Source organism: Pseudomonas sp. yb_5 (assembly GCF_043103865.1).
Lineage (GTDB): Bacteria > Pseudomonadota > Gammaproteobacteria > Pseudomonadales > Pseudomonadaceae > Aquipseudomonas > Aquipseudomonas putida_Y.
Map to the genome: position 1 here is coordinate 1 of NZ_JBICKE010000031.1, position 25,325 is coordinate 25,325.

Annotated in this window: 23 protein-coding genes; 6 read left to right on the top strand and 17 right to left on the bottom strand. The window is 62.3% G+C overall.

Features of this window, described 5'->3' with window-relative positions:
• Nucleotides 1–150: 150 nt before the first annotated feature.
• The 5 genes from ACF8GF_RS04045 to ACF8GF_RS04065 form a co-directional block, all read right to left on the bottom strand.
• Nucleotides 151–1,176 (bottom strand): putative 2-aminoethylphosphonate ABC transporter substrate-binding protein, encoded by a 1,026-nt coding sequence (locus tag ACF8GF_RS04045; protein ID WP_176685683.1) that lies wholly within the window; start codon nucleotides 1,174–1,176, stop codon nucleotides 151–153.
• 18 nt (nucleotides 1,177–1,194) lie between these two features.
• Complete coding sequence (locus ACF8GF_RS04050; RefSeq protein ID WP_339536006.1) at nucleotides 1,195–2,919, bottom strand: putative 2-aminoethylphosphonate ABC transporter permease subunit; 1,725 nt, start codon at nucleotides 2,917–2,919, stop codon at nucleotides 1,195–1,197.
• A gap of 1 nt (nucleotide 2,920) precedes the next feature.
• Nucleotides 2,921–3,979: a putative 2-aminoethylphosphonate ABC transporter ATP-binding protein gene (locus ACF8GF_RS04055; protein WP_176685685.1), complete on the bottom strand. Its 1,059-nt coding sequence runs from the start codon at nucleotides 3,977–3,979 to the stop codon at nucleotides 2,921–2,923.
• A gap of 226 nt (nucleotides 3,980–4,205) precedes the next feature.
• Nucleotides 4,206–5,075, bottom strand: a complete 870-nt coding sequence (locus ACF8GF_RS04060; protein ID WP_176685686.1) for a LysR family transcriptional regulator — start codon at nucleotides 5,073–5,075, stop codon at nucleotides 4,206–4,208.
• 9 nt (nucleotides 5,076–5,084) lie between these two features.
• Nucleotides 5,085–7,337, bottom strand: a complete 2,253-nt coding sequence (locus ACF8GF_RS04065; protein WP_392487869.1) for a heavy metal translocating P-type ATPase — start codon at nucleotides 7,335–7,337, stop codon at nucleotides 5,085–5,087.
• A gap of 83 nt (nucleotides 7,338–7,420) precedes the next feature.
• Here ACF8GF_RS04065 and cadR point away from each other — a divergent pair, with 83 nt between their 5' ends.
• A complete protein-coding gene (gene cadR, locus ACF8GF_RS04070) occupies nucleotides 7,421–7,864 on the top strand; it encodes a cadmium resistance transcriptional regulator CadR (RefSeq protein WP_176685688.1) in 444 nt (147 codons plus the stop codon).
• Between the two features lie 118 nt (nucleotides 7,865–7,982).
• On the opposite strand, the gene ACF8GF_RS04075 is transcribed toward cadR, so the two are convergent.
• Genes ACF8GF_RS04075 through ACF8GF_RS04085 form a run of 3 tightly spaced genes read right to left on the bottom strand, consistent with a single transcriptional unit; the run spans nucleotide 7,983 to nucleotide 10,611 of the window.
• On the bottom strand, nucleotides 7,983–8,954 hold the full coding sequence (locus tag ACF8GF_RS04075; protein WP_028697543.1) for a thymidylate synthase: 972 nt from the start codon (nucleotides 8,952–8,954) through the stop codon (nucleotides 7,983–7,985).
• A 51-nt stretch (nucleotides 8,955–9,005) separates the two neighbouring features.
• Nucleotides 9,006–9,812: a prolipoprotein diacylglyceryl transferase gene (gene lgt, locus ACF8GF_RS04080; protein WP_176685689.1), complete on the bottom strand. Its 807-nt coding sequence runs from the start codon at nucleotides 9,810–9,812 to the stop codon at nucleotides 9,006–9,008.
• 16 nt (nucleotides 9,813–9,828) lie between these two features.
• On the bottom strand, nucleotides 9,829–10,611 hold the full coding sequence (locus ACF8GF_RS04085; protein ID WP_176685690.1) for a sulfite exporter TauE/SafE family protein: 783 nt from the start codon (nucleotides 10,609–10,611) through the stop codon (nucleotides 9,829–9,831).
• A 129-nt stretch (nucleotides 10,612–10,740) separates the two neighbouring features.
• Between ACF8GF_RS04085 and ACF8GF_RS04090 the strand changes: the two genes are divergently transcribed.
• Complete coding sequence (locus ACF8GF_RS04090; RefSeq protein ID WP_392487870.1) at nucleotides 10,741–11,487, top strand: NRDE family protein; 747 nt, start codon at nucleotides 10,741–10,743, stop codon at nucleotides 11,485–11,487.
• A gap of 141 nt (nucleotides 11,488–11,628) precedes the next feature.
• Here ACF8GF_RS04090 and ptsP read toward each other — a convergent pair whose 3' ends face one another.
• Both ptsP and ACF8GF_RS04100 read right to left on the bottom strand, forming a co-directional pair.
• On the bottom strand, nucleotides 11,629–13,908 hold the full coding sequence (gene ptsP, locus ACF8GF_RS04095) for a phosphoenolpyruvate--protein phosphotransferase (RefSeq protein ID WP_176685692.1): 2,280 nt from the start codon (nucleotides 13,906–13,908) through the stop codon (nucleotides 11,629–11,631).
• Nucleotides 13,909–13,930: 22 nt separating this feature from the next.
• Nucleotides 13,931–14,410, bottom strand: coding sequence for an RNA pyrophosphohydrolase (locus ACF8GF_RS04100; protein ID WP_003249017.1), 480 nt, complete (start codon nucleotides 14,408–14,410; stop codon nucleotides 13,931–13,933).
• 141 nt (nucleotides 14,411–14,551) lie between these two features.
• On the opposite strand from ACF8GF_RS04100, the gene ACF8GF_RS04105 reads away from it, so the two are divergent.
• Nucleotides 14,552–15,208: an HAD family phosphatase gene (locus ACF8GF_RS04105; RefSeq protein WP_176685693.1), complete on the top strand. Its 657-nt coding sequence runs from the start codon at nucleotides 14,552–14,554 to the stop codon at nucleotides 15,206–15,208.
• A 129-nt stretch (nucleotides 15,209–15,337) separates the two neighbouring features.
• Here ACF8GF_RS04105 and ACF8GF_RS04110 read toward each other — a convergent pair whose 3' ends face one another.
• Both ACF8GF_RS04110 and ilvA read right to left on the bottom strand, forming a co-directional pair.
• A complete protein-coding gene (locus tag ACF8GF_RS04110; RefSeq protein WP_392461981.1) occupies nucleotides 15,338–15,763 on the bottom strand; it encodes a DUF2269 domain-containing protein in 426 nt (141 codons plus the stop codon).
• 147 nt (nucleotides 15,764–15,910) lie between these two features.
• A complete protein-coding gene (gene ilvA, locus ACF8GF_RS04115; protein WP_003249006.1) occupies nucleotides 15,911–17,425 on the bottom strand; it encodes a threonine ammonia-lyase, biosynthetic in 1,515 nt (504 codons plus the stop codon).
• 133 nt (nucleotides 17,426–17,558) lie between these two features.
• Here ilvA and rpiA point away from each other — a divergent pair, with 133 nt between their 5' ends.
• Nucleotides 17,559–18,233, top strand: coding sequence for a ribose-5-phosphate isomerase RpiA (gene rpiA / locus ACF8GF_RS04120; RefSeq protein WP_003249004.1), 675 nt, complete (start codon nucleotides 17,559–17,561; stop codon nucleotides 18,231–18,233).
• 87 nt (nucleotides 18,234–18,320) lie between these two features.
• Here the strand turns inward: rpiA and ACF8GF_RS04125 are convergent, their stop codons facing one another.
• From ACF8GF_RS04125 to ACF8GF_RS04140, 4 genes are all read right to left on the bottom strand, one after another.
• Entirely contained in the window at nucleotides 18,321–19,223 is a 903-nt protein-coding gene (locus ACF8GF_RS04125) for an SdiA-regulated domain-containing protein (RefSeq protein WP_392461979.1), read from the bottom strand.
• Nucleotides 19,224–19,313: 90 nt separating this feature from the next.
• Entirely contained in the window at nucleotides 19,314–20,234 is a 921-nt protein-coding gene (locus ACF8GF_RS04130; protein WP_176685696.1) for an SdiA-regulated domain-containing protein, read from the bottom strand.
• A gap of 181 nt (nucleotides 20,235–20,415) precedes the next feature.
• On the bottom strand, nucleotides 20,416–21,081 hold the full coding sequence (locus ACF8GF_RS04135; protein ID WP_176685697.1) for a fumarylacetoacetate hydrolase family protein: 666 nt from the start codon (nucleotides 21,079–21,081) through the stop codon (nucleotides 20,416–20,418).
• 25 nt (nucleotides 21,082–21,106) lie between these two features.
• Entirely contained in the window at nucleotides 21,107–22,504 is a 1,398-nt protein-coding gene (locus ACF8GF_RS04140; protein ID WP_392487871.1) for an FAD-binding oxidoreductase, read from the bottom strand.
• Nucleotides 22,505–22,675: 171 nt separating this feature from the next.
• Here ACF8GF_RS04140 and serA point away from each other — a divergent pair, with 171 nt between their 5' ends.
• Complete coding sequence (serA, locus tag ACF8GF_RS04145) at nucleotides 22,676–23,905, top strand: phosphoglycerate dehydrogenase (RefSeq protein ID WP_014592761.1); 1,230 nt, start codon at nucleotides 22,676–22,678, stop codon at nucleotides 23,903–23,905.
• A 46-nt stretch (nucleotides 23,906–23,951) separates the two neighbouring features.
• On the opposite strand, the gene ACF8GF_RS04150 is transcribed toward serA, so the two are convergent.
• Nucleotides 23,952–24,428 carry a DUF4399 domain-containing protein gene (locus tag ACF8GF_RS04150; protein WP_014592762.1) on the bottom strand — a complete coding sequence of 159 codons (477 nt, stop codon included), beginning with the start codon at nucleotides 24,426–24,428 and terminating at the stop codon, nucleotides 23,952–23,954.
• A gap of 223 nt (nucleotides 24,429–24,651) precedes the next feature.
• Here ACF8GF_RS04150 and ACF8GF_RS04155 point away from each other — a divergent pair, with 223 nt between their 5' ends.
• Nucleotides 24,652–25,140 carry a transporter substrate-binding domain-containing protein gene (locus tag ACF8GF_RS04155; protein ID WP_176685699.1) on the top strand — a complete coding sequence of 163 codons (489 nt, stop codon included), beginning with the start codon at nucleotides 24,652–24,654 and terminating at the stop codon, nucleotides 25,138–25,140.
• The last annotated feature ends 185 nt before the right edge of the window (nucleotides 25,141–25,325 follow it).

The window sequence follows — 25,325 nt, forward strand, 5'->3', positions numbered from 1 at the left end:
ATGTGTGTCCACCACCAATCCGGTGTAGGAGCGGGTTTACCCGCGAATACGGTAGCGGCAGCAACAGTGAACGACGGGTGGAAATTGGCCAGCAGGGCCGGCCCTTTCGCGGTATACCCGCGAAGAGGCCGGCCCTGCAATAGCGAAGCGTTACTGCTGGGCCACCTTCTCCGACTTGCCGTCATAGCGCTTGCGCCATTCGGCCAGAATCTGGTCGCGGTTCTTCGAGGCCCAGGCAAAGTCGTTCTTGATCAGCCGCTGCTCATAATCTGCCGGCAGCTCGGTCTGCGGCTTGGCGATGCCCGGCGCGGCCAGTACGGCGAAGTTTTCCTTGTACAGTTCCATGGCCGCCGGGCTGGCCGAGAAATCGGCCAGGCGCTTGGCCGCATCCGCCTTGGGCGAGCCTTTGATCACCGCGGTCGCTTCGATCTCCCAGCCCAAACCCTCCTTTGGCAGCACGATGTCCAACGGCGCGCCTTGGCGCTTGAGCTGCACGGCCGGATATTCGAACGAAATACCGATCGGGAACTCGCCCGCCGCCGCCAGCTTGCACGGCTTTGAGCCGGAATGAACGTACTGGCCAATGTTCTGGTGCAGCGCGTCCATGTAGGCCCAGCCCTGCGGCTCGCCAAAGGTCTGCAACCAGGCACTGACATCCAGGAAGCCGGTACCGGACGAAGCCGGGTTGGGCATGACGATCTTGCCCTTGTACTCGGGCTTGGTCAGGTCCTGCCAGCTCACCGGTTTGCTCAGGCCCTGTTTCTCGGCCTCGATGGTATTGAAGCAAATGGTGGCGGCCCACACGTCCATGCCGACCCAGGCTGGCGGGTTGGCGGCGTCGCGATAATTGCCGGAGATCTTGCCCAGGTCCTTCGGCGCATAGGCTTCGAGCATGCCGTTCTGGTCGAGGATGGCCAGGCTCGATGCCGCCAACCCCCACACAGCATCGGCTTGTGGGCGCTCTTTCTCGGCCAGCAGCTTGGCGGTGATGATGCCAGTGGAATCACGCACCCACTTGATCTCGATATCCGGGTTGGCCTTCTCGAAGGCCTGCTTGTAGGTTTTCAGCTGTTCGGCTTCCAGGGCGGTGTAGACCGTCAGCTGGGTATCGGCGGCTGAAGCCTGCAGGCTGAACACGGCGGAAACGGCAGCGGCAAGGGTAAGGTGCTTGTGCATGGGTAGGTTCCTTGGAAGTCAGACGGTCGCGGCGCGTTGGCGCCAGGCTTGGGAACGGCGCAGCAGGCCGCGCGAGGCTGCAGCCAGCAACAATGAGGCGCCGGCACTGGTCAGCAGGATCAGGGTGGACATGGCGGCGGCACCACCAACGTTGCCGGCGTCGTCCATGTTCAGCACGGCAACGGCAGCCAGGATGGTGTCGGGGCTGTACAGGAAAATCGCTGCCGACACGGTGGTCATCGCCGATACGAACAGGTAGCGGATGATATCCAGCAGTGCCGGCAAGCAGATCGGCACAGTCACGCGCAGGAAGTGCTTGTACAGCGGCGCTTTCAACGACAGCGCGGCGGCCTCGAACTCGCCGTCGAGCTGGCGCAGGGCGGTGGTCGCGGTCATCTGCGCGGTGGTCAGGTAATGGGCAATGGTGCACACCACCAGCAACCCCATGCCGCCGTACAGCACATGCAGCGGGTTGCCGTTCAGGTTGAAGAAGAATACGTAGCCCAGGCCCAGCACCAGGCCCGGCACGGCCATGGGGATGAAGCTGAGCAGGCGCAGCGCATGGTTGAGCAGGCGTTGGCCCTGGGTCTTCTCCATCAGGTAGGCACCGGTGAAGATCACGATGCTGCCAATCAGCGCGGTGCCAATGGCCATGGTCACGCTATTGCGGTAGGCCAGCCAGCCGCCACCGGCAGTGTCTTCGAACATGTAGTGGCGCAGCGACAACGACAGGTTGTAGGGCCAGAAAGTGACCAGCGAGGAGTACACCGCCATGCCGATCACCAACAGCAACGCCGCGCACACCAGCAGCACAATGGTCAGGAAGCAGGCATCGCGGCCGCGTGATGGCTTGGGTTCGAACACCTGCGCACGGCCACCCATGGCCTCGCCCTGGCGTCGGCGCAGCCAGGCGTCGACGGTAAAGCTGAACAGGGCCGGCAACAGCAGCACCATGCCGATCAGCGCGCCACGGCCGAACTGTTGCTGGCCCACCACCGCCTTGTAGGCTTCCAGCGCCAGCACTTGATAGTCGCCCCCCACCACGACCGGTACACCGAAGTCTGTGATAGTCAGCGTGAATACCAGGCAAAACGCCGCGAATACCGCCTGGCGCGAGGCCGGCCAGGTGATGCTGGTGAACGCCCGCCACGAGCCTGCCCCCATGCTGGAGGCCGCATCGAACAGGCGAGCATCAGCCAGTGACAGTGCCGACAGCAGAATCATCAGCGCATGCGGGAAGGTGTAGATAGCCTCGCCCAGCACGATACCCCAGAAGCCGTAGATATTGTCGCTGAGCAACCCGCGCAGCAGGCCCTGGTTGCCAAACAGGTAGACCAGGGCGATGGCCGGCAGCATCGACGGTGCCAGCAATGGCAGCAGCGAAATCCCCCGCCACAGGCCCTTGGCCGGGATCAACGTGCGTTGCAGGGCAAAGGCGAACAAATAGGCCAGCGGTACCACAATGGCCGCGACAGTGAAGGCCACCGACAGGCTGTTGCCAAGCAACCAGTGGAAGCTGGCGCTGGCGAACAGTTCACGGGCCGCCAGCAAGCCACCGCCCTGGCCCGCTTCACCGCTGAAGCCACGCCAGAAGATCGCCAGCAACGGCATCAGCACGGCCAGCACCAACAGAATCAGCAGCACGCTCTTGCCGCCGACGACGAACAGCCGGTCACCTAGGGCGACGCCAGCACGCGGCGTGGCTTTGGCCTGGCTCAACGGCACGGACATTGGCGCGGCCATCTCAGGCAAACACCTGCAGGCTCTGCGGTGGCAACGCCACCCAGATGTCCTGCGAACCCAGGCGCGGCATGGCCTCGGGGGCGAGCTCGGCCAGCAGGGCATGGCCTGGCAGAGCCTTGAGTTCAAAGCTCATGCGGCAGCGGTTACCGAGGAAGGTGATTTCGCGGACCATGGCCGGGAACAGGTTTTCTTCGTGCACCACCGGGTTGACCGTGATCGCTTCCGGGCGGCAGAACAGCCGGCCACTGCTGGCCTGGGCTGAACCCGGCGCCAGGCGCATGTTCATGTCGCCGACCTGGGCATGGCTATCGCTGCTGCGCTGGAAAGGCAGCCAGTTGCCCTGGCCGACGAACTCGGCAACGAACGGCGTGGCCGGGTGGTCGTAGATTTCCTGCGGGGTAGCGTACTGTTCGACCTGGCCGTTGTTCATCACCGCAATGCGGTCGGCCATCAACATGGCCTCGTCCTGGTTGTGGGTAACCATCAACGTGGTGATGCCCAGTTGGCGCTGCAGTTGACGCAGTTCGGTGCACAGGTGCTCGCGCACCCGGGCGTCCAGCGCCGACATCGGCTCATCGAGCAGCAGCAGCGATGGCGACGGTGCCAGCGCGCGGGCCAGGGCCACACGCTGCTGCTGGCCACCGGAGAGCTGGCCTGGGTACTTCTTCTCGCTGCCCGTCAGGCCTACTAGTTCGAGCATTTCGGCCACCCGCTGACGGGCCTGCTCCCGACCACTGCCCGTCAGGCCATAGGCGATATTGGCTTCGACGGTAAGGTTGGGAAACAGCGCGTAGGACTGGAACAGGATGCCGTAATCCCGCGCCTGGGGAGACAGATTGGAGATATCGCGTTCGCCGATGTACAGCGTACCGCGATCCTGGCGCTCCAGGCCGGCAATGCAACGCAGCAGCGTGGTCTTGCCACAGCCGGATGGGCCGAGCAGGCACACCAGTTCGCCCGCGGCGATGTCCAGCGAGACATCGTTGAGCGCCGTGAAGGCACCGAAGCGCTTGTGGATGTTGCACACTTTTATCTGTGCGCCGGGGGTGGTGTGGTTCATGGCATGGCCTCATCGAAGAGATGGGGCCATGCTAGGCAGGCTGTGCGAAGGTTCTGTGGCTGTAAGGCAAAAGCCGGTGATAGTGGTATAGGCAGATTTAGTAGTGGCCTGTGCCGGCCTCTTCGCGGGAAAACCCTACAACGGAATGCGTGTACGCGGAAAATGCAGGCATGCGGGTACACAGAAATGCAGGAGCGGGTTTGTCCGCGAAGAAGCCAACACGGATCTAGAACTGCGAACCGGCCACTTCCTGCGCCACCCCCAGGAATGCCGCCGGCAACCGGGCCTGGCGCCGCTCCTTCAGGCAATACAGGTACTCATGCATCACCGGCGCATTTTCCAGCGCCAGCACCCGAAGTTCGGGATTGTGCGGCACCTCATGGCGGGCAATCACGCTGATGCCGATATTGCGCAGCACCGCTTCGCGGATCGACTCGCGGCTGCCGATTTCCATCAGGGCGCCGGCCTTGACCCCGGCCTCCTGCATCATCTGCTCGGTCAGCTTGCGTGTGGTCGAGCCCTTCTCGCGCATCAGCAGGCAATGCCCCGACACCACCTCGATCGACACCGTCTGGCGATGGGCAAGCGGGTGGGTGCGGTGCACCGCCACCACCAACGGGTCAGTGCCCAGTATCCGCCGCACCAACCGCGCGTCCTCCACCCATTGCGACGACGCGGCAATATCCACCCGGTAATCCTCGAGCATTTCCAGCACCTGCTGCGAGTTGCCGATCTCTACCGCCACTTCAACCTGTGGCAGGCGTTCACGATAGACCTTGACCAGGTCGAGAATGTAGTAAGGCGCAGTAGCAGCGATGCGCAGGCTGCCCTGGGCCTGGCCACTGTTGCGCAGCTCGAATTCGATGTCGGCTTCCTGCTGCAGCAGCGCCTTGACCATCGGCAGCAGGCGTAAGCCCTCCTCGCTCAACACCAGGCGCCGCCCGCCGCGGTAGAACAGCTCCACGGCGTACTGGCCTTCCAGGCTGCGGATCTGCGTGGTCACCGTGGGCTGGCTGAGGCCAAGCTTCTTCGCCGCCTGGGTGATGCTGCCCAGACGGGCCACCATGTAGAAGGCCTTCAGCTCGGAACTCAGCATGTACGTCCTCTATTTGCGCAAAAGGCGCAAGCCGTTGAACACCACCAGCAAGCTCACGCCCATATCAGCGAACACCGCCATCCACATCGTGGCCATGCCGGCAAAGGTGATCGCCAGAAATATCGCCTTGATGCCCAATGCCAGCACGATGTTCTGCATGAGGATCGCCGCACTTTGGCGCGACAGCCTGACGAAGGCAGGGATTTTCCGCAAGTCATCGTCCATCAGCGCCACATCGGCCGTCTCGATGGCGGTGTCGGTGCCGGCAGCAGCCATGGCAAAGCCGATTTCGGCGCGGGCCAGCGCCGGAGCGTCGTTGATGCCGTCACCGACCATGCCCACCCGATGGCCTTGGGCGTACAACGCCTCAATGGTTTTCAGCTTGTCGGCCGGCAACAGGTTGCCCTCGGCGCGGTCGATCCCCACCACGGCGGCAATGGCCTGCGCAGTATGCGGATTGTCACCGGTCAGCATGACAGTCTTGATACCCAGTTGATGCAATTCGGCGATCGCCTCACGGCTGCTGTCCTTGACCGTGTCGGCCACGGCGAACAGTGCCAGTGGCCCGGAGCGGTCGAGCAGCAGGACCACGGTCTTGCCCTGGCGCTCCAGCGCATCCAGTTGGGCCTCCAGCGCTGGCGAACACAGCCCCAGTTCCTCGACCAGGCGGTGGTTGCCCAAATGGTAGACCTCACCGGCGATGACGCCACGCACGCCGCGCCCGGCCAGGGCGGCAAAGTCACTGACCTCGCTCAAGGCCAGGCCTTGCTGCTTGCCGAACTCGGCAATGGCGCGGGACACCGGGTGGTCCGACCGCTCGCCCAAGCTTGCCGCCAAGGCTTGCGCGCGGTCTTCGAACAGCGGTACGAGTACCTTGCCGTCGGTCTGCACCGGCTTGCCATGGGTGATGGTGCCGGTCTTGTCCAGGGCCAGGAAGTCCAGGTGGCGACCACCCTCCAGGTAAACGCCACCCTTGATCAGGATGCCTTTGCGCGCCGCAGCGGCCAGGCCACTGACGATGGTCACCGGGGTCGAGATCACCAGCGCGCATGGGCAGGCCACAACCAGCAGCACCAAGGCCCGGTAGATCCAGTCGAACCAGGCGCCAGCCATGAACAGCGGTGGTATCAGCGCCACGGCCAGGGCAATGGCGAACACCACCGGGGTGTAGATGCGCGAGAAACGGTCGACGAAGCGCTGGGTAGGCGCCCGCGCACCCTGCGCTTCCTCCACCGCCTTGATGATCCGCGCCAGGGTCGACTGCCCGGCAGCGGCGGTGACGCGAAACTCCAGCGCCCCCGCCTGGTTGATGGTGCCGGCGAACAGCTTGTCGCCCACATCCTTCTCCACAGGCAGGCTTTCGCCGGTAATCGGCGACTGATCGACGCTGGATTGCCCACTGGTCACTTCACCGTCCAGGCCGATGCGCTCACCCGGGCGCACCCGCACCAGTGCGCCGATGGCCACATCACGCACGTCCAGTTCGCGCCACAGGCCATCGGCCTGCTGCACCGTGGCCATGTCCGGGGTCAGCTGCATCAACCCGCCGATGGCATTGCGCGCACGGTCCAGCGAGCGCGCTTCGATCAGTTCGGCAACGGTGAACAGCACCATCACCATAGCCGCCTCCGGCCACTGGCCGATCAATACGGCCCCCGTCACGGCGATGCTCATCAGCGCATTGATGTTGAGGTTACGGTTTTTCAGGGCAATCCAGCCCTTCTTGTAGGTACCCAGGCCGCAACCGAGGATCGCTGCCAGTGCCAGTCCCGCCACCACCCATTCCGGGGCCAGTGCCGCAAAGTGCACGATTTCGGCGGCGATTGCGGCAACGCCCGACAATGCCAGTGGCCACCAGTGGGCCTTGGCCGGTTGTGGCACGCTGGCGCTGCCATCGTCCTGGGCGGCGATCGGCTCGGCCTTCATGCCGAGGCTGTCGATCGCCCGCTCGATATCGGCGGTGCCGTCCAAGGTGTGGCGCACGCCAAGCACGCGGTTGATCAGGTTGAATTCCAGCTGTTCGATACCGGCCAGCTTGCTCAGCTTGTCCTGGATCAGGGTCTGCTCGGTGGGGCAGTCCATGGCATCGATGCGGAAACGACTGAGTTGTGCCTGGGCACTGGCCGTTTCGCTCAGTTGCACCAGCGGCGGCGCGGCTTTGGCGCCGCAGCAGCTGTGGCCGTGGGCAGCATGGCTATGGTCGTCATCGCCATGAGCGTGATCGTGCGGATGCTTGTGTTCGTGGCTGACAGGCTGGTTCATGGGTCATCCTTAAATTGAGCCTGTTGCCAAGTGAACACCCTGTAGCCACTATAGGGTCAAGCCTCTTTGCTGGAGATTTCGTGATGAAGATCGGAGAACTGGCCAAAGCCACCGACTGCGCGGTGGAAACCATCCGCTACTACGAGCGTGAAAGCCTGCTGCCGGAGCCAGCACGCAGCGACGGCAACTACCGGCTGTACACCCAGGCCCATGTGGAGCGGCTGACCTTCATCCGCAACTGCCGCACGCTGGACATGACCCTGGACGAAATTCGCAGCCTGCTACGCCTGCGCGACAGCCCCGACGACGCGTGCGGCAGCGTCAATGCGCTGATCGACGAGCATATCGAGCATGTTCAGGCGCGGATCGATGGCTTGGTGGCATTGCAGGAGCAGTTGGTGGAGCTGCGGCGGCGCTGCAACGCGCAGGGGAGTGAATGCGCGATCTTGCAGCAATTGGAGACGAACGGGGCGGTATCGGTGCCGGATACCGAACATTCGCATGTGGGGCGCAGTCACGGGCATTGAGCCAAAAGCTTCGCGGGTGAACCCGCTCCCACAGGGACCGCGCACGACTTAGGCCTGTGCAGCAGCCTGTGGGAGCGGGTTCACCCGCGAAGAGGCCAGTTCAAACAATGAAGATCTATCAGACCGCCATCGGCGCTGTCATCGGCGCGTGGTGCTCATAACCTTCCAGCCAGAAATCACTCGGCTCGATCTTCTCCAGCCACTCCGGCTCGTATTTGCCAGTCTCGGCAAACGCCGGCACACGGTCGCTGATGACCAGCTTCGGCGCCTCCAGCGGCTCGCGCTGGAGCTGCTCGTTGAGCATGTCCAGGTGGTTTTCATACACATGGGCATCGCCGATGAAGTAGGTGAACCAGCGCGGTGTATAGCCGGTCAGGCGGCCGAACAGCGACAGCAGTGCCGCGCCTTCGGTGAGGTTGAACGGCGTGCCCAGCCCCAGGTCGTTGGAGCGGATGTAGAGGGTCAGGGAAATTTCCCTGGTCTCGACATTCGGGTGGAACTGGTACAGCAAGTGACACGGAGGCAGTGCCATTTCGTCCAGTTGCGCGCAGTTCCAGCCGTGGAACAGGATACGGCGGCTACCCGGGTCGTTTGCGATGGTGTCCAGGCACTGGCGCACCTGGTCGATCGCCTTGTACAGGATGACGAACGCGACGCCGTCCTCTTCGTCCTGGGCAATGCGGCGGAAACCGGCTTGCTCGGCCATCTCGATAGCCGCCGGGTTGCTCAGCGGGATGCGCTTGTAGCCCGGCCACTGGCGCCATTGCACGCCATAGATCTCGCCCAGGTCGTCATGGCCCTGACGAAACGGATTGGCCAGCCACTGAGCGTTTTCGTTGGCGTTCTGGTCCCAGACCTTGCAGCCCAGCTCGCGAAACTCACCGGCGTTCTTCACGCCACGCAGGAAACCGACCATTTCACCAATCGCCGACTTGAACGCCAGCTTGCGTGTGGTAATGGCCGGAAAGCCCTTCTGCAGGTCGAAACGCAGCATCGCGCCCGGCAGGCTGATGGTGCGGATGCCGGTGCGGTTTCCTTGCAACGTGCCGTTGTCGATGACGTCGCGGACCAGGTCCAGATACTGTTTCATGGCTTACCTGTAGCAAAAACGGCAGGGGGATCGCCCCTGCCGTGGGATTAATCAGGCGGGTTTCGCCGTGGGCTTGCGATTATAAGCCCACCAGATCAAGACGAGGCCACCGACTATCATCGGAATGCACAGCAACTGGCCTTGAGTGAGCCAGCCGAACGCGATGTAACCGAGTTGTGCATCCGGCACCCGGACAAACTCCACGGCAAAGCGGAAGATGCCATAGCACAACGAGAACATTCCCGACACCGCCATGGTCGGCCGTGGCTTGCGCGAGAACAGCCACAGGATGACGAACAGCGCCACGCCCTCAAGGGCGAACTGGTACAGCTGCGAGGGGTGACGCGGCAGCTGCGCCGGGTCACTGAACGGCGGGAAGATCATCGCCCATGGCAGATCGGTAGGCTTGCCCCACAGCTCGGCGTTGATGAAGTTGCCGATGCGCCCGGCGCCCAGGCCGATCGGCACCAGCGGGGCCACGAAGTCCATCAGTTCGAAGAACGACTTGTTGTTGCGCTTGCCGAACCACAAAGCCGCCAGCATCACGCCGATGAGGCCGCCGTGGAACGACATGCCACCCTTCCATACCTCTAAGATCAGTGCCGGGTTGGCCAGGTAGGCGTGCAGGTCGTAGAGCAGTACGTAGCCCAGTCGGCCACCGACGATCACCCCCATCGACAGCCAGAACACCAGGTCGGAAAGCTTTTCGCGCGTCCAGGTGGGGTCGAAGCGGTTCAGTCGGCGCGAGGCGAGCAGCCAGGCACCGCCTATGCCGATCAGGTACATCAGGCCGTACCAATGGATTTTCAGCGGCCCGATGGCCAAGGCCACGGGGTCTATCTGCGGGTAAGGCAGCATGGAACTTCCTCTCGATTCAAATCAAAAAGCTGAGGCCGACACAGAACAGCAGGGCTGCGAACAGGCGTTTCAACAAACGGGGCGACAGCTTGTGCGCCAGGCGCGCGCCGAAGCGGGCAAAAAACATGCTGGTCACGGCAATGCCGACCAGCGCCGGCAGGTACACGTAACCCAGGCTGTTAGGCGGCAGGTGCTCCTCGTGCCACCCCAGCAGCATGAAGCTCAGGGCACTGGCCACAGCAATCGGCAGGCCACAGGCCGATGACGTGGCTACTGCCTGCTGCATGGGCAGGCTACGCCAGGTGAGGAACGGCACCGTCAGCGAACCACCGCCAATGCCGAAAATGGCCGAAGCCCAACCGATTACGCCGCCTGCGCCGATCAATGCGGGCTTGCCGGGGACGCCACGGCTGGCCTTGGGTTTGAGGTCCAGCGCCATCTGCGCGGCGATGACCAGGGCGAACACGCCAATGATCTTTTGCAGCAACGGGCCCTGGATCAGCGAGGCGGTCTTGGCGCCGACCCCCGCCCCCAGGAGGATGCCGAAGGTCATCCAGGCGAAGATTGGCCATTGCACGGCACCCTTGCGGTGGTGCTCCAGCACGGCGTTGATAGAAGTGAAGACGATGGTAGCCAGCGACGTGCCGACTGCCAGGTGGGTCAGCACCGAAGCGTCGAAACCCTGCAGGGTAAAGCTGAACACCAACACCGGCACGATGATGATGCCGCCGCCCACGCCGAACAGCCCGGCCAGCACACCGGCACAGGCGCCCAACAACAGATAGAGCACGAATTCCATTCGGCGTCCCCTAGAAATCAATCCGGCATGGTAACGGAAGCCGGGCTCGAGGCTCTAGTGAACTCTGTGTCAGGATGGATCCGCACCGCTCCTGTGGGTACAGTGACCAGAAAACACAGAGGCCAACCTATGTGCCTGATCGTATTTGCCTGGCGGCCGGGGCACGCCCTGCCGCTGATCGTGGCGGCCAACCGCGACGAATTCTATGCCCGCCCCACTCAGCCCCTGGCGGCCTGGGAGGATGCACCCGGGGTGCATGCCGGGCGCGACCTGGAAGCGGGCGGTACCTGGCTGGGCATAGGCCCACAGCAGCGCTTTGCCGCGCTGACCAACATCCGCGACCCAGGCCAGGCGCCGGGGCCTCGCTCGCGGGGTGAACTGGTGGCGGCGTTTCTGCAAGGGGAGCTGGGGGTCGAGGCTTACCTGGACCAGGTGGCCAGCCGTAGCGGGCAGTACTCGGGGTTCAACCTGCTGGTGGGTGATGGGCAGCGACTGGGTTATCTGCATGCCCGTGAGGCCACGCCGCGCCTGCTGAAGGCTGGGGTTTACGGGCTTTCGAACGCCGGGCTGGATACACCGTGGCCGAAACTGGTGAAGGCACGTGACGGGCTGCAGAGCCTGCTGGACACACCGGAGCCGCACAGGCTGCTGGCATTGCTTGCGGACAACGAGCCCGCGGCTGATGGTGATCTACCCGAGACAGGCGTGGGGTTGGCGACCGAGAAGTTGCTGTCGAGCGTATTCATCGCCAGCCAGAATTACGGGACCCGGGCGAGTACAGTGCTGATTGTGGATAATCAGGGGCGAAGGCGGCTGGTTGAGCGCAGCTTCGGGCCTTTTGGCGGGCATTTGGGGGAAATTGAGTTGTTGGCCTGAGCATTTGATGTTGTTTGCTCGGGCCTCTTCGCGGGTGAACCCGCTCCTACAACGGCCTGTGCCGGGCCACCAGATGTACACACCCGCTCCGCGCGTAGGAGCGGGTTTACCCGCGAAGAGGCCCGAACAGGCAGCGCTCAGTCAGAGGGTCTTGTTGGCCTCAGGCCCAATCATCCGCGCCAACCCAAGGTTCTTCAAGGCCAGTTGCAGCGAGCTGTGGATAACCTGCGGGTTGTCATGGCTCAAGGCCTCGGCCAGCAGTTCCTTGGCCTTGCCCATATTGATCTGGCGCAGCATCCACTTGACCTTCGGCAGGTTGGTGGCGTTCATCGACAGGCTGTCAAAACCCATGGCCATCAACAGGACTGACGCTGCCGGGTCACCGGCCATCTCACCGCAGATGCTCACCGGCTTGCCTTCGCCATGGGCGTCGCGCACCACCGTGTTCAGCGCCTGCAGTACCGCCGGGTGCAGGTAGTCGTACAGGTCGGCGACCCGCGGGTTGTTGCGGTCCACCGCCAGCAGATACTGGGTCAGGTCGTTGGAGCCGACCGACAGGAAGTCCACCTGCCGCGCCAGTTCCTTGGTCTGGTACACCGCCGCTGGAATTTCCACCATCACACCCACGGGCGGCATCGGTACATCGGTACCTTCATCACGCACTTCACCCCAGGCGCGGTGGATCAGGTGCAGCGCCTCTTCCAGCTCGTGAATGCCGGAAATCATCGGCAGCAGGATGCGCAGGTTGTTCAGGCCCTCGCTGGCCTTGAGCATGGCGCGGGTCTGTACCAGGAAGATTTCCGGGTGGTCGAGGGTGACGCGGATGCCGCGCCAGCCGAGGAACGGGTTTTCTTCCTTGATCGGGAAGTACGACAGCGCCTTGTCACCACCGATGTCGAGGGTACGCATGGTCACCGGCAGCGGGTGGAAGGCCGCCAGCTGCTCACGGTAGATGGCCAGCTGCTCTTTTTCACTGGGGAAGCGCTGGTTGATCATGAACGGCACTTCAGTGCGGTACAGGCCCACCCCTTCGGCGCCGCGCTGCTGGGCACGGGCCACGTCAGCGAGCAGGCCGGTATTGACCCACAGGGGCATGCGGTGGCCGTCGGGGGTGATGCACGGAAGTTCGCGCAGTGCATCCAGCCCTTGGGCCAGCTGGCGTTCCTCTTCGACCACTTCGCTGTACTGCTTGCGCAGCACTTCGCTGGGGTTGGTGAACACCTCGCCCTTGTAGCCGTCGACGATCAGTTCAATACCGTCGACTTTGGAGTACGGCAGGTCGACCAGGCCCATCACCGTGGGGATGCCCATGGCCCGCGCGAGGATGGCGACGTGGGAGTTGCCCGAGCCGAGTACCGAGACCAGGCCGACCAGCTTGCCTTCCGGCACTTCACCAAGCATGGCCGGTGTCAGTTCCTCACTGACCAGGATGGTGTTGTCGGCATACACCAGCGACTGCGAGCGTGCTTCCTGCAGATACGCCAGCAGGCGCCGCCCCAGGTCCTTGACGTCGGAGGCACGCTCACGCAGGTAATCATCGTCCATCAGCTCGAAGCGGTTGACGTGCTCACCCACCACCTGGCGCAGGGCGCCCTGGGCCCATTGGCCGGTCTTGATGACCTCGGTCACCTCTCCGCCCAAGGCTGCGTCTTCAAGCATCATCAGATACACGTCGAACAGCGCGCGCTCTTCCGGGCGCAGCTGGGTGGCGAGCTTGGCCGACAGCTTGCGCATGTCGTCGCGCACACCTTCCAGGGCGTTCTGGAACAGCTTGAGTTCGGCGTCGATGTCATCGACGGTCTTGTCCGGGACCACTTCCAGGTCAGCCGGCGGCAACATCACCACCGCACGCCCCACGGCGGCGCCAGGCGACCCCGGCACACCCACGAAGCGGGCCTCTTGAATACCTTTGCCCTGACGGCCCAGGCCCCGGATCGAGCCGGTAGCCTCGGCGTGGGCGATAACCCCGGCAAGCTGGGCGCTCATGGTGACCAGGAAGGCTTCCTCGCCCTCGTCGAACTGGCGGCGCTCCTTTTGCTGGATGACCAGTACCCCGACCACACGGCGGTGGTGGATGATCGGCGCCCCCAGGAAAGAGGCAAATTTCTCTTCGCCGGTTTCGGCAAAGTAGCGGTAACGCGGGTGGTCGGCGGCATTTTCCAGGTTCAGTGGCTCTTCCCGGGTACCGACCAGGCCAACCAGGCCCTCGTTGGGGGCCATGCTGACTTTACCGATGGAGCGCTTGTTCAGGCCTTCGCTAGCCATCAGCACGAAGCGGTTGGTTTCCGGGTCGAGCAGGTAGACCGAGCAGACCTGGCTGCCCATGGCTTCCTTGACGCGCAAGACAATGATCCCCAACGCCGACTTGAGATCTTTGGCGGAGTTTACTTCCTGGACGATCTTGCGCAGCGTATTGAGCATGGCTCGGGGTCGAACTCCGTCGTCAGTCGCGCGTCAAAAGACGCGGTGCTAGCTCTTTCAGGGCGCGTCGGTACACCTCGCGCTTGAATGTCACAACCTGGCCCAGCGGATACCAATAGCTCACCCAGCGCCAGCCGTCGAATTCCGGCTTGCCGGTCAGGTCCATCCGCACCCGTTGTTCGTTGCTGACCAGGCGCAGCAGGAACCACTTCTGCTTCTGGCCGATGCACAGCGGCTGGCTGTGGGTACGTACCAAGCGCTGTGGTAAACGATAACGCAACCAGCCACGGGTGCAGGCAAGAATTTCTACATCGTCGCGTTCAAGGCCAACTTCTTCGTTCAGCTCGCGGTACAGGGCATCTTCCGGCGTCTCGTCAGGGTTGATACCACCCTGGGGGAATTGCCAGGCATCCTGGTTGATCCGTCGAGCCCATAGCACCTGCCCGGCATCATTCGTGAGAATGATCCCGACATTGGGGCGAAAACCATCCGGGTCGATCACGGCAGCAACCTCGCAAACGCATGTCAACGCATTGTTCCACAAAGCTTGCGAGCGCAGCAACGCGCCCGCCAAGCTTATGTGCAGCTGCGTGAAAACTCCGTATTCTGCGGGCCTACCCTGTGGCTGATGCGAGTGACCGCGATGCGCCTGGCTTTATTCGACCTGGACAATACCCTCCTCGGTGGCGACAGCGACCATGCCTGGGGTGACTATCTTTGCGAGCGCGGCATTCTCGACCCGGTCGCCTACAAGCAACGCAACGACAGCTTCTACCAGGACTACCTCAATGGCACCCTGGACCTGCAGGCCTACCTGACCTTTTCCATGGAGATCCTGGCGGCAACACCCATGGCCAAACTCGACGAATGGCACCGCGACTTCATGCGCGACTGCATCGAGCCCATCATCCTGCCCAGGGCCCTGGCCTTGCTGCAGCAGCACCGCGAGGCGGGCGACCAACTGGTGATCATCACTGCTACCAACCGCTTCGTCACCGCACCAATCGCCCGGCGCCTGGGGGTGCGGGTGTTGCTGGCAACCGAGTGCGAGATACGCGACGGCCGCTATACCGGGCGTAGTACCGATATACCGTGTTTCCGTGAAGGCAAAGTGACGCGGCTGGAGCGCTGGATGCTGGAGAACGGCTTTGATCTTGAGGACAGCTACTTCTATAGCGACTCGATGAATGACCTGCCGTTGTTGCAGCGGGTGACCCACGCAGTGGCAGTGGACCCGGCCCCGGACCTGCGGGCCGAGGCCGATAACCGTGGGTGGCCGGTGATCTCGCTGCGGGATTGAGGTTTCGCGTGTCGGCCTTTTCGCGGGCACGCCCGCTCCCACAGGAATCACCACAGGCCTTGAGGGCTGCGCTGTACCTGTAGGAGCGGGTTCACCCGCGAAGAGGCCGGCACAAACAGCACAAGGCTGTCAGACCGGCTTGGCCCCCATCAGCCCGGCAATGGACAGGAAGCAAACCCCACTGAACACCGCCAGCGCCAGGGTGAACCGCAACCCGACCACCTCGGCCTTGCGCAGCCGGTTCAGCCGCACCAGCAGCCACCACAGGGCAAACGCACCGACGGTATAGATGACACTGGATGCCAACACCCAGGTCTGCCCCAGTGGCCAGCCCACCAGGTGTACCAGCCACCAGCCGGTGAACGGCATGCTTACCAGGCACAGGCCCATCACCAGCCAGACGAACACCAACGGCCGGCGCAGCAGCTTGGCGTAGGCGTCGGCATCGCCCTGGCGGCGGGCGCGCCAGGTCCAGATCGCCAGGCCCAGGGCACCCAGAAACAGCAGCGCGGTGGCAATGATGTGCAAGGTCTTGAGCGTGGTCAGGTGTTCCATGTCTCGGTCGTCCTTAAACTGGCATTTTGCGGTAGCTTCTTCGCGGGCTTACCCGCTCCTGCCAAGGTATCTCAGGCCTTGGGGCCTGCGCAGTGCCTGCGGGAGCGGGCAAGCCCGCGAAAGGGCCATCAGCCCTAGCTTAGCCGCTCAGCCCAGGAACAGTTTGTAGGCCGGGTTTTCGGTCTCGTCCCAGTACGGGTAACCGATCTTGGCCAGCGCTGCCGGCACCAGGTGACGTTCGTCCTCCGGCACCTGCAGCCCCGCCACCACGCGCCCGTCAGCCGCGCCATGGTTGCGGTAGTGGAACATCGAGATGTTCCAGCGCCCGCCCAGCTTGTTGAGGAAGTTGAACAGCGCCCCCGGCCGCTCGGGGAATTCGAAGCGCAGCACCATTTCGTCGCTGGCACCGGCCGAGTGGCCGCCGACCATATGACGAATATGCAGCTTGGCCAGTTCGTTGTCGGTCAGATCGGTAACCGGGAAGCCCTGCTCGGTCAGTTGCTGCACCAGCGCAGCGCGCGGGTCGTTTTCCGGGTGGGTCTGCACCCCAACGAAGATATGCGCTTCGTCAGAGGTGTGCTTGCGGTAGTTGAACTCGGTGATCTGACGCTTGCCGATAGCCTCGCAGAAGGCCTTGAAGCTACCCGGGCGCTCAGGGATGGTCACGGCGATGATCGCCTCGCGCTTCTCGCCCAGCTCGGCACGCTCGGCCACATGGCGCAGGCGATCGAAATTGACGTTGGCACCGGAGTCGATGGCCACCAAGGTCTGGCCGCTGACGCCGTATAGCTCGACGTACTTCTTGATGCCCGCCACACCTAGCGCGCCAGCAGGCTCGGTGATCGAGCGGGTATCGTCGTAGATATCCTTGATTGCTGCACAGATTTCATCGGTACTGACAGTGACGACTTCGTCCACATGGTGGCGGCAGATATCGAACGTGTGCTGGCCAATCTGCGCCACCGCCACGCCATCGGCGAACAGCCCGACCTGCGGCAGCACCACGCGCTCACCGGCAGCCATGGCCGCCTGCAGGCAATTGGAGTCGTCCGGCTCGACACCGATTACCTTGATTTCCGGTCGCAGGTACTTCACGTAGGCAGCAATGCCGGCGATCAGGCCGCCGCCGCCCACCGGGACGAAGATCGCGTCTAGCTGGCCAGGGTGCTGGCGCAGGATTTCCATGGCGACGGTGCCCTGCCCGGCGATGGTGTGCGGATCGTCGTAAGGGTGAACGTAGACAAAGCCCTTTTCATCGACCAGTTTCAGCGAATAGGCCAACGCCTCAGGGAACGAGTCGCCATGCAGCACCACCTTGCCACCGCGCGAGCGCACGCCTTCGACCTTGATCTCCGGAGTAGTCTTGGGCATCACGATGGTGGCCTTGATGCCCATTTCGCGCGCGGCCAGGGCCAGGCCTTGGGCGTGGTTGCCGGCCGAGGCGGTGACCACGCCACGGGCCAGTTCTTCCGGGCTCAGCTGGGCCAGTTTGTTATAGGCGCCGCGGATCTTGAACGAGAATACTGGCTGCAGGTCTTCGCGCTTGAGCAGAATCTGGTTGCCCAGGCGCTTGCTCAGCTGCCCGGCGCTCTGCAACGGGGTTTCGACGGCAACGTCATAGACGCGCGAGGTGAGGATCTTCTTGACGTACTGTTCGAGCATCGGGAAAGCATCACTGGGCCGCGGGACGAGGGCTGGGAGTCTACCCCAGCGCTACGTCGGGCGACCACAGCAAAGCCGTGCGAGCCGTTATACTAGGTGACTTTGAAACCGCCCTGCCCCTTCCGGAGCCCGCATGACCCAGGACCAACTCAAACAGGCCGTCGCCCAGGCCGCTGTCGACTTCATTCTGCCCAAGCTGGATGAAAAGAGCGTCGTAGGCGTCGGTACCGGTTCGACCGCCAACTTCTTCATCGATGCCCTGGCTCAGCACAAGACCGCTTTCGACGGCGCAGTCGCCAGCTCCGAAGCCACTGCCCAGCGCCTGAAGGGCCATGGCATCCCGGTCTACGAACTGAACAGCGTCAGCGAGCTTGAGTTCTACGTGGACGGCGCCGACGAGAGCGATGCACACCTGCACCTGATCAAGGGCGGCGGCGCAGCCCTGACCCGCGAAAAGATCGTCGCGGCCGTGGCCAAGACCTTCATCTGCATCGCCGACGGCAGCAAGCTGGTGCCGGTACTGGGGGCCTTCCCGCTGCCGGTCGAAGTGATCCCCATGGCCCGCAGCCACGTGGCGCGTCAGCTGGTGAAGCTGGGTGGCGACCCGGTGTACCGTGAAGGCGTGGTCACCGACAACGGCAACGTGATCCTGGATGTGTACAACCTGCAGATCACCAACCCGGTGGAGCTTGAGGCGCAGATCAACGCCATCGTCGGCGTGGTGACCAACGGTCTGTTCGCGGCGCGGCCGGCGGATCTGCTGTTATTGGGCACTGCTGAGGGCGTTAAGAGCCTCAAGGCCGAGTAAAACTCTTCGCGGGTGAACCCGCTCCTACAGGTACCCCACAAGCCTGGGTAGGAGCGGGTTTACCCGCGAATAGGCCCTGACAGGCAATCAGTCAGCCGGCTGCTTGAACACATAGAACAGGTTCGGCTCACTGACCAGGTAAATGGTCCCCACTTCATCCATCGCAATGCCCTCCGCCTGCGGCACCGTCGCCTGCAACCCCTGGAAGCCCTTGCGCAAAGACAAGGTACTCAGCGGCCTACCCTCGACATCCAGCTCCAGCACCAGCCGCGACTCGTCCGACAGCGCCAGCAGATGCCCACTGCGCTCATCGAACTGCAAACTCGACAGGTCCCTCACAAACAACCGTGAATCGCGCTTGCGGTCCTGCACCACATGCACGGCGTAGGGCTTTTCCGGATTGTCATGTGGGAAGCCATGCACCTCATAGATCAGCATCGGGTCCCGCTCCTTTGCCACGAACAGGCGCTTGCCCGCTGAATCGTAGGCCAGGCCCTCGAAGCCCTTGTTGCCATTGAGGCCAATGCCCAACGTCAGCTGCTCGGCATCACCGGCATCGAGAAACAGCGTGTCGTCGTCCAGCCGTACGCGAATCAGCCGTTGCTGACGCTCGTCGGTAATCACATAGCTGTTTGGCCCAACGTACTCCACCGCCTCCGGGTCGCCAAAGCCAGTCAGCGGCACACGTCGCAGGATACGGCCGTCCAGCGACAGCTCGATCAGCTCCGAACGTGCATTGGTGACCGTGAAGAGGGTTTTGCGGTCGGGGTCGTAGGTCAGCGCCGAAATGTCATCATCCAGCCCTTCGATCGGTTGCGCCTCCAGCACCACCCGGTAGCGGTCCAGGCCAATGCTGCGCTCCACAGGCTGCCACCAGGTCTTCAGATTGAACCAGCCACGCTCGAACAGGCGAAACTCCTGCCCAGCCCAGCCAAGCAGGAGCAGACCAACGGCAGCCAGAACAAGGAGCAGGCGAACAAAACGACGCATAGGGACAGACTCGACACAAGGATGGCGAATCTAATCATGAATGGCTGAAGCAAAGCTTAATGCAAGCGTCAGGCAAATCTGATGATGTTGTCAGTTCTTCTTGAACCGATAGAAAAGCGCCGGCTCGCTGACCATGTACAAGTTGCCCTTGTCGTCCATGGCCACCCCCTCAGCCCGCGGAATGGTGTCTTCAAGCCCGTTGAAGCCGCCCAGCAGTGTCATGAAGCTGACTTGCTGGCCCTGCTCGTCCAGCTCCAGCAGCATGTTGGAATCGGCCGAGAGCACCAGCAAGTGTCCAGTACGCGGGTCGACCCCCAGGGCAGACAGGTTGCGCAAGTCGAGTTCATCGCTCGGCAACGGCTGTTTGTCACCCTGGAGCGGGCTGCGGCCATCGGTACTCCAGGTGTACAGCTTGGGCGGGCGCTCCTCGCCAATGATCAGGCGCTTGCGCAGCGGGTCCCAGGCGATGGCCTCGAAGCCCTTGTTGCTTTTGACCGACGGGCCCAGGTCGTGGCTCTGGAAGTCGTCGTGATTCAGTGCCGTGGTCTGCGCGTCCACCTTGACCACGGTCAGATCGTGCAGGCGCTCGTCAGTGATGGCCAGGTTGCCGTCTTCCAGCACCGCGACGCCTTCGGGGTTGTTCCAGCCGTTGAGCGGGATCTTGCGCAGCACATCGCCCTCCAGGCTCAGCTCGACCAGGATCGGGTTCTTGCCCATGACCGCGAACAGGGTGCGCGTTTGCGGGTTGAAGGCCACATCCGAGGCTTCATCATCATCCATGCCCGGCAGCGGTTTGGCGTCGATGTCCACCTGGTAATCCGGCAACCACACGCTTTCGCTACGCTCGGCGGTGCTTTCGAAGCCTTCTTTTACCCACAGTGCACCGCGGTCATCCCAGTGCATGGCCACGGCCACGCCATAGCCGATCACCGCCGCCACGGCCAGGCCGAAGGGCCAGCGCAGGTAGAAGCGACGCTTGGGAGTTGCCGGGGCGCTGGAGGAGGATGGCATGCGGTGATCCTGGGGAAATGGGCGTAGGTGCGCGCATTATCCGGATTGGGTGTGAAAAATCGGTAAACAGGGCCGGCCTCTTCGCCGGTAAACCCGCGCCCAAGGTGCTGCACAGTATTCAAGGCCTGTGCAATCCCTGTAGGAGCGGGTTTACCCGCGAAGAAGGCGACGCGGTTTCGAGTTAAAGCACCCGGCTTTCGAAGCGGCTCACACCCGGCAGCTCCAGCACCAGCTCGTCACCGACATTGAACGGCCCAACGCCCGCCGGTGTACCAGTGAGGATCACATCCCCCGCCTGCAACGAGAAATGCGCTGCCATGTACTGAATCATCGGCACGATCGGGTTCAGCATCAGCGCGCTGTTACCCTCCTGGCGCACTTCGCCATTCACGGTCAGGCGCACCGGGATGTCTGTCACATCCTCGAAGCTGGCAGCCGAGACGAACGGTGGCAGCACGCAAGCGCCGTCAAAGCACTTGGCCAGCTCCCAGGGCAGGCCCTTTTCCTTCAGCTTGGCCTGCACGTCGCGCAGGGTCAGGTCCAGCGCCGGCGCGTAACCGGAAATGGCGTCCAGCACCTCTTCCTCGCTCGGATGGGTCGACAGCGGTTTGCCCAGCAGTACGGCAATTTCAACTTCATAGTGCACCGACCCACGCTCGGCCGGGATCTTGAAGCCACCTTCGGCCGGCACCACGCAGCTGCCCGGCTTGATGAACAGCAGCGGCTCGGTGGGGATCGGGTTGTCCAGTTCCTTGGCGTGCTCGGCATAGTTACGGCCGATGCACACCACCTTGCCCAGGGGGAAGTGAATGCGCGTGCCGTCTACGTACTGGTGCTGGTAACTCATGGCCGACTCCTCTGGATACTGCTTTTTATTCAGGTGCAAAGATCTTACCCGGATTCATGATGCCGTTAGGGTCGAACACGGCCTTTATTGCTTTCATGCAGGCGATTTCTTCAGGGGAACGGCTGTAGCTCAGGTAGTCACGCTTTGTCATGCCTACACCATGCTCGGCAGAAATCGACCCGTTGTAACGCTCGACAATCTCGAACACCCACTTGTTGACCTTGGCACACGAAGCGAAGAAGTCATCCTTGCTCATATGCTCAGGCTTGAGGATGTTCAGGTGCAGGTTGCCGTCACCAATATGGCCGTACCACACCACTTCATAATCCGGATAATGTTCAGAGACGATGACGTCGATATCGCGCAGGAACGCAGGCACTTTCGAGACAGTGACGGAAATGTCGTTCTTGTACGGTGTCCAGTGCGAGATGGTTTCCGACAGGTACTCGCGCAGCTTCCACAGGTTTTTCAGCTGGGTTTCGCTCTGGCTCATCACCCCATCCAGCACCCAACCCTGCTCGACGCAATGCTCGAAGGTAGCCAATGCTTCGTTGGCAACGTCTTCAGTGCTGGCCTCGAACTCCAGCAATGCATAGAACGGGCAATCAGTCGCGAACGGCGCAGGTACATCGCCGCGGGCGAGGATCTTGGCCAGCCCCTTGTCGGAGAAGAACTCGAAAGCGGTCAGGTCCAGCTTGCCCTGGAAAGCGTGCAGCACCGGCATGATCGAGTCGAAGTCCGGTGTGCCCAACACCATGGCGGTGAGGTTGCGCGGTGCGCGGTCCAGGCGCATGGTGGCCTCGACCACGAAGCCCAGCGTACCCTCGGCACCGATGAACAGCTGCCGCAGGTCGTAGCCGGTGGCGTTCTTGATCAGATCCCTGTTCAGTTCCAGCAACTCGCCCTTGCCGGTGACCACTTTCAGCCCGGCCACCCAGTTGCGGGTCATGCCGTAGCGGATCACCTTGATTCCGCCGGCATTGGTGCCGATATTGCCGCCAATCTGGCTGGAGCCGCTGGAAGCGAAGTCCACCGGGTAATACAGGCCTTGCTCTTCGGCGAAGGTTTGCAACTGGCGGGTGATGACCCCTGGCTGGCAAACCACAGTGCGGTCGAAAGCATTGAAGCCAAGGATCTGGTTCATGTAGTCGAAGGCGACCACAACCTCGCCATTGGCCGCCACCGCACCAGCAGAAAGCCCTGTACGCCCGCCAGAGGGCACCAGCGCCACCTTGTGCGCATTGGCCCAGTGCACAATGGCTTGCACCTGTTCTATCGTTTTGGGAAAGACGATGGCGCTGGGCGCTGGCGGGTAATGCTTGGTCCAGTCCTTGCCATACGCTTCGAGGGAAACCGGGTCAGTCAGGACCTTGCCCGGGTCGACAAGGGTCATCAGTTCTTCAATAACAGCGGGGCGGGTCATCGCTGGAACTCTCGACTTATTCATGGTCACCCTGAGCACTCTTCACCTGTCGGGATAAGCTCAGATTGTGTCGCGTATGCTAGCATAGCCCTCCCGCTGTTCATGCTAAGGCTGCCCTCGCGCCTGGCATCACCCCTCGCCATTTTATCTCCGGGATACAGGTTTACGCAGATGAGCAAGACTTCTCTCGACAAGAGCAAGATCCGGTTCCTTCTTCTTGAAGGTGTGCACCAGAACGCGGTCGATACCCTCAAGGCCGCCGGCTACACCAACATCGAATACCTCACTGGTTCGTTGCCGGAAGCCGAGCTGAAGGAAAAGATCGCCGATGCCCACTTCATCGGCATCCGTTCGCGCACCCAGCTCACCGAAGAGATCTTCGACTGCGCCAAGAAACTGGTCGCTGTTGGCTGCTTCTGCATCGGTACCAACCAGGTTGACCTGGAAGCTGCCCGCGAGCGCGGTATCGCCGTGTTCAACGCGCCATACTCCAACACCCGCTCGGTCGCCGAACTGGTACTGGCCGAAGCCATCCTGCTGCTGCGCGGCATCCCTGAGAAGAACGCCTCCTGCCACCGTGGCGGCTGGATCAAAAGTGCTGCCAACTCGTTCGAAATCCGCGGCAAGAAACTGGGCATCGTCGGCTACGGCTCGATTGGTACCCAGCTTTCGGTTCTGGCTGAGAACATGGGCATGCAGGTGTACTTCTTCGACCCGCTGACCAAGCTGCCACTGGGCAACGCCGTGCAGGTCACCAGCCTGAACGAGCTGCTGGGCCTGGCTGACATCGTCTCGCTGCACGTGCCTGAGCTGCCATCCACCCAGTGGATGATCGGCGAGAAGGAAATCCGCTCGATGAAGAAGGGCGCGATCCTGATCAACGCCGCCCGTGGCACCGTGGTCGAGCTGGACCACCTGGCCGCTGCCATCAAGGACAAGCACCTGATCGGCGCTGCCATCGACGTATTCCCGGTCGAGCCACGCTCCAACGACGAAGAGTTCGAGAGCCCGCTGCGCGGCCTCGACAACGTGATCCTGACGCCGCACATTGGTGGTTCCACCGCCGAAGCCCAGGCCAACATCGGCCTGGAAGTGGCCGAGAAACTGGTCAAGTACAGCGACAACGGTACTTCGGTGTCCTCGGTCAACTTCCCGGAAGTGGCCTTGCCAGCGCACCCAGGCAAACATCGCCTGCTGCACATTCACGAAAACATCCCGGGCGTGCTCAGCGAGATCAACAAGGTCTTCGCCGAGAACGGTATCAACATCTCCGGTCAGTTCCTGCAGACCAACGAGAAAGTCGGTTACGTGGTGATCGACGTTGACGCCGAGTACTCGGACCTTGCGCAAGAGAAACTGCAGCAGGTCAAGGGCACCATCCGTTCCCGCGTCCTGTTCTAAGTCTGGGTGCAGCATGAAAAAGGGAGGCCATGAAGGCCTCCCTTTTTTATTTCACTTCAACCGTGATTTTCTTCGACTCGACGCTAGGCTTGAACGGCACGTGATACTGGTCACCCAGAATCAGTTGCAGGGTGTGCTTGCCCGGGGTCAGGGTAATGCTGGTTTCGGTCTGTGCCTTGCCGAAGTGCAGCACTTGCGGCCCTGCCGGCAGTGCGACGCCGGCCTCTGGCATCAGGCTGGTCGGCAGCGGCATGTCAGCCACGGGCTCCTTGTCGACATCCACCAGTAGATGGTGGTGCCCGGTGTGCGGTGTTTGATCGCCCGCAGGCTTGAGGCCCATACCCTCGATGCCGAACTTGACGGTGAAGGTCTTGTCGACCGTGGCACCATCGGCGGGGGAAACGATGAAGACCTTCGCCTCCTTGGGCGGCTCCTGGCTCTTCAGGGCGTCTGCGGCACTGGCGAACACCGACGCTCCCATCAGCAGACCGGCAACGGCAGCACGCGAAAATAGGCTGTTCATTCACTTCTCCTGTGATTCACTTATTGACCGCAGCCTGTCATCCAAAAGCGGCGGTAGTTCACCTTAGTTGAAATAACCGCCAAGGTGTTCACATTGCCTGACAGAAATATTTCAGTCAGGGTTAAACAATGCCGAGGCTTGAAGGTCATAGGCTGCGCTCGATCACGGCGAGGAAGAAAGCCGTGGCGACCGTTTTCAATCTGCAAAAAGAAAAGGGGCATACATGCGTTCGACCATAGGTGTACTGCTGGCAGTACTGATCAGTCCATTGGCTCAGGCGGAGCTGATCGACGAAATCGCCGACCGGGGCGAACTGCGCATTGCCATACAAGCCGACAACTCGCCCTACGCTTTCAAACAAGACGACCATCTGACAGGTTTTGACATCGAATTTGGCCAGGCCCTGGCCAAGGAACTGGACCTGCGCGCCGAGTTCGTCGAAGCCCCGGCGACCGAAGTGCTGGCGGGTGTCGAGAGTGGCAAGTACGACATCGCACTCACCCCGTCGAGTGATTCGCTCACAGGCGACGGCCCGCTCGATGTGAGCCGGCCGATTGGCGAGAAGAAGCTGGTGATCCCGTTCCAGAAGGACAACCCGGCTTTTGAAAGCGCCGTAAACAATGCGTTGCAGCGCTTGAAGGACAGTGGCCGGACTGGCGAGCTTGAGCAGAAGTGGTTCAAGGGTGTGCAGGAGACTGCAGGCGGGCAGTAAGGTCTTATTTGCAACCTGTACCCGCTAATACAGTGGCGGCGGAAACGGTGAACGGCGGGTGGAAATTGGCCAGCAGGGCCGGCCTCTTCGCGGGTGAACCCGCTCCTACAACGGGCTGTGTCCAACCACCGATGTGTACCCACCACCGATCTGTGTAGGAGCGGGTTTACCCGCGAATGCGGTGG

Coding starts and splice junctions, on each gene's coding strand:
- ACF8GF_RS04045 (WP_176685683.1), bottom strand. CDS start 1,176: ATGCACAAGCACCTTACCCTTGCCGCTGCCGTTTCCGCCGTGTTCAGC.
- ACF8GF_RS04050 (WP_339536006.1), bottom strand. CDS start 2,919: ATGGCCGCGCCAATGTCCGTGCCGTTGAGCCAGGCCAAAGCCACGCCG.
- ACF8GF_RS04055 (WP_176685685.1), bottom strand. CDS start 3,979: ATGAACCACACCACCCCCGGCGCACAGATAAAAGTGTGCAACATCCAC.
- ACF8GF_RS04060 (WP_176685686.1), bottom strand. CDS start 5,075: ATGCTGAGTTCCGAGCTGAAGGCCTTCTACATGGTGGCCCGTCTGGGC.
- ACF8GF_RS04065 (WP_392487869.1), bottom strand. CDS start 7,337: ATGAACCAGCCTGTCAGCCACGAACACAAGCATCCGCACGATCACGCT.
- cadR (WP_176685688.1), top strand. CDS start 7,421: ATGAAGATCGGAGAACTGGCCAAAGCCACCGACTGCGCGGTGGAAACC.
- ACF8GF_RS04075 (WP_028697543.1), bottom strand. CDS start 8,954: ATGAAACAGTATCTGGACCTGGTCCGCGACGTCATCGACAACGGCACG.
- lgt (WP_176685689.1), bottom strand. CDS start 9,812: ATGCTGCCTTACCCGCAGATAGACCCCGTGGCCTTGGCCATCGGGCCG.
- ACF8GF_RS04085 (WP_176685690.1), bottom strand. CDS start 10,611: ATGGAATTCGTGCTCTATCTGTTGTTGGGCGCCTGTGCCGGTGTGCTG.
- ACF8GF_RS04090 (WP_392487870.1), top strand. CDS start 10,741: ATGTGCCTGATCGTATTTGCCTGGCGGCCGGGGCACGCCCTGCCGCTG.
- ptsP (WP_176685692.1), bottom strand. CDS start 13,908: ATGCTCAATACGCTGCGCAAGATCGTCCAGGAAGTAAACTCCGCCAAA.
- ACF8GF_RS04105 (WP_176685693.1), top strand. CDS start 14,552: ATGCGCCTGGCTTTATTCGACCTGGACAATACCCTCCTCGGTGGCGAC.
- ACF8GF_RS04110 (WP_392461981.1), bottom strand. CDS start 15,763: ATGGAACACCTGACCACGCTCAAGACCTTGCACATCATTGCCACCGCG.
- ilvA (WP_003249006.1), bottom strand. CDS start 17,425: ATGCTCGAACAGTACGTCAAGAAGATCCTCACCTCGCGCGTCTATGAC.
- rpiA (WP_003249004.1), top strand. CDS start 17,559: ATGACCCAGGACCAACTCAAACAGGCCGTCGCCCAGGCCGCTGTCGAC.
- ACF8GF_RS04125 (WP_392461979.1), bottom strand. CDS start 19,223: ATGCGTCGTTTTGTTCGCCTGCTCCTTGTTCTGGCTGCCGTTGGTCTG.
- ACF8GF_RS04130 (WP_176685696.1), bottom strand. CDS start 20,234: ATGCCATCCTCCTCCAGCGCCCCGGCAACTCCCAAGCGTCGCTTCTAC.
- ACF8GF_RS04135 (WP_176685697.1), bottom strand. CDS start 21,081: ATGAGTTACCAGCACCAGTACGTAGACGGCACGCGCATTCACTTCCCC.
- ACF8GF_RS04140 (WP_392487871.1), bottom strand. CDS start 22,504: ATGACCCGCCCCGCTGTTATTGAAGAACTGATGACCCTTGTCGACCCG.
- serA (WP_014592761.1), top strand. CDS start 22,676: ATGAGCAAGACTTCTCTCGACAAGAGCAAGATCCGGTTCCTTCTTCTT.
- ACF8GF_RS04150 (WP_014592762.1), bottom strand. CDS start 24,428: ATGAACAGCCTATTTTCGCGTGCTGCCGTTGCCGGTCTGCTGATGGGA.
- ACF8GF_RS04155 (WP_176685699.1), top strand. CDS start 24,652: ATGCGTTCGACCATAGGTGTACTGCTGGCAGTACTGATCAGTCCATTG.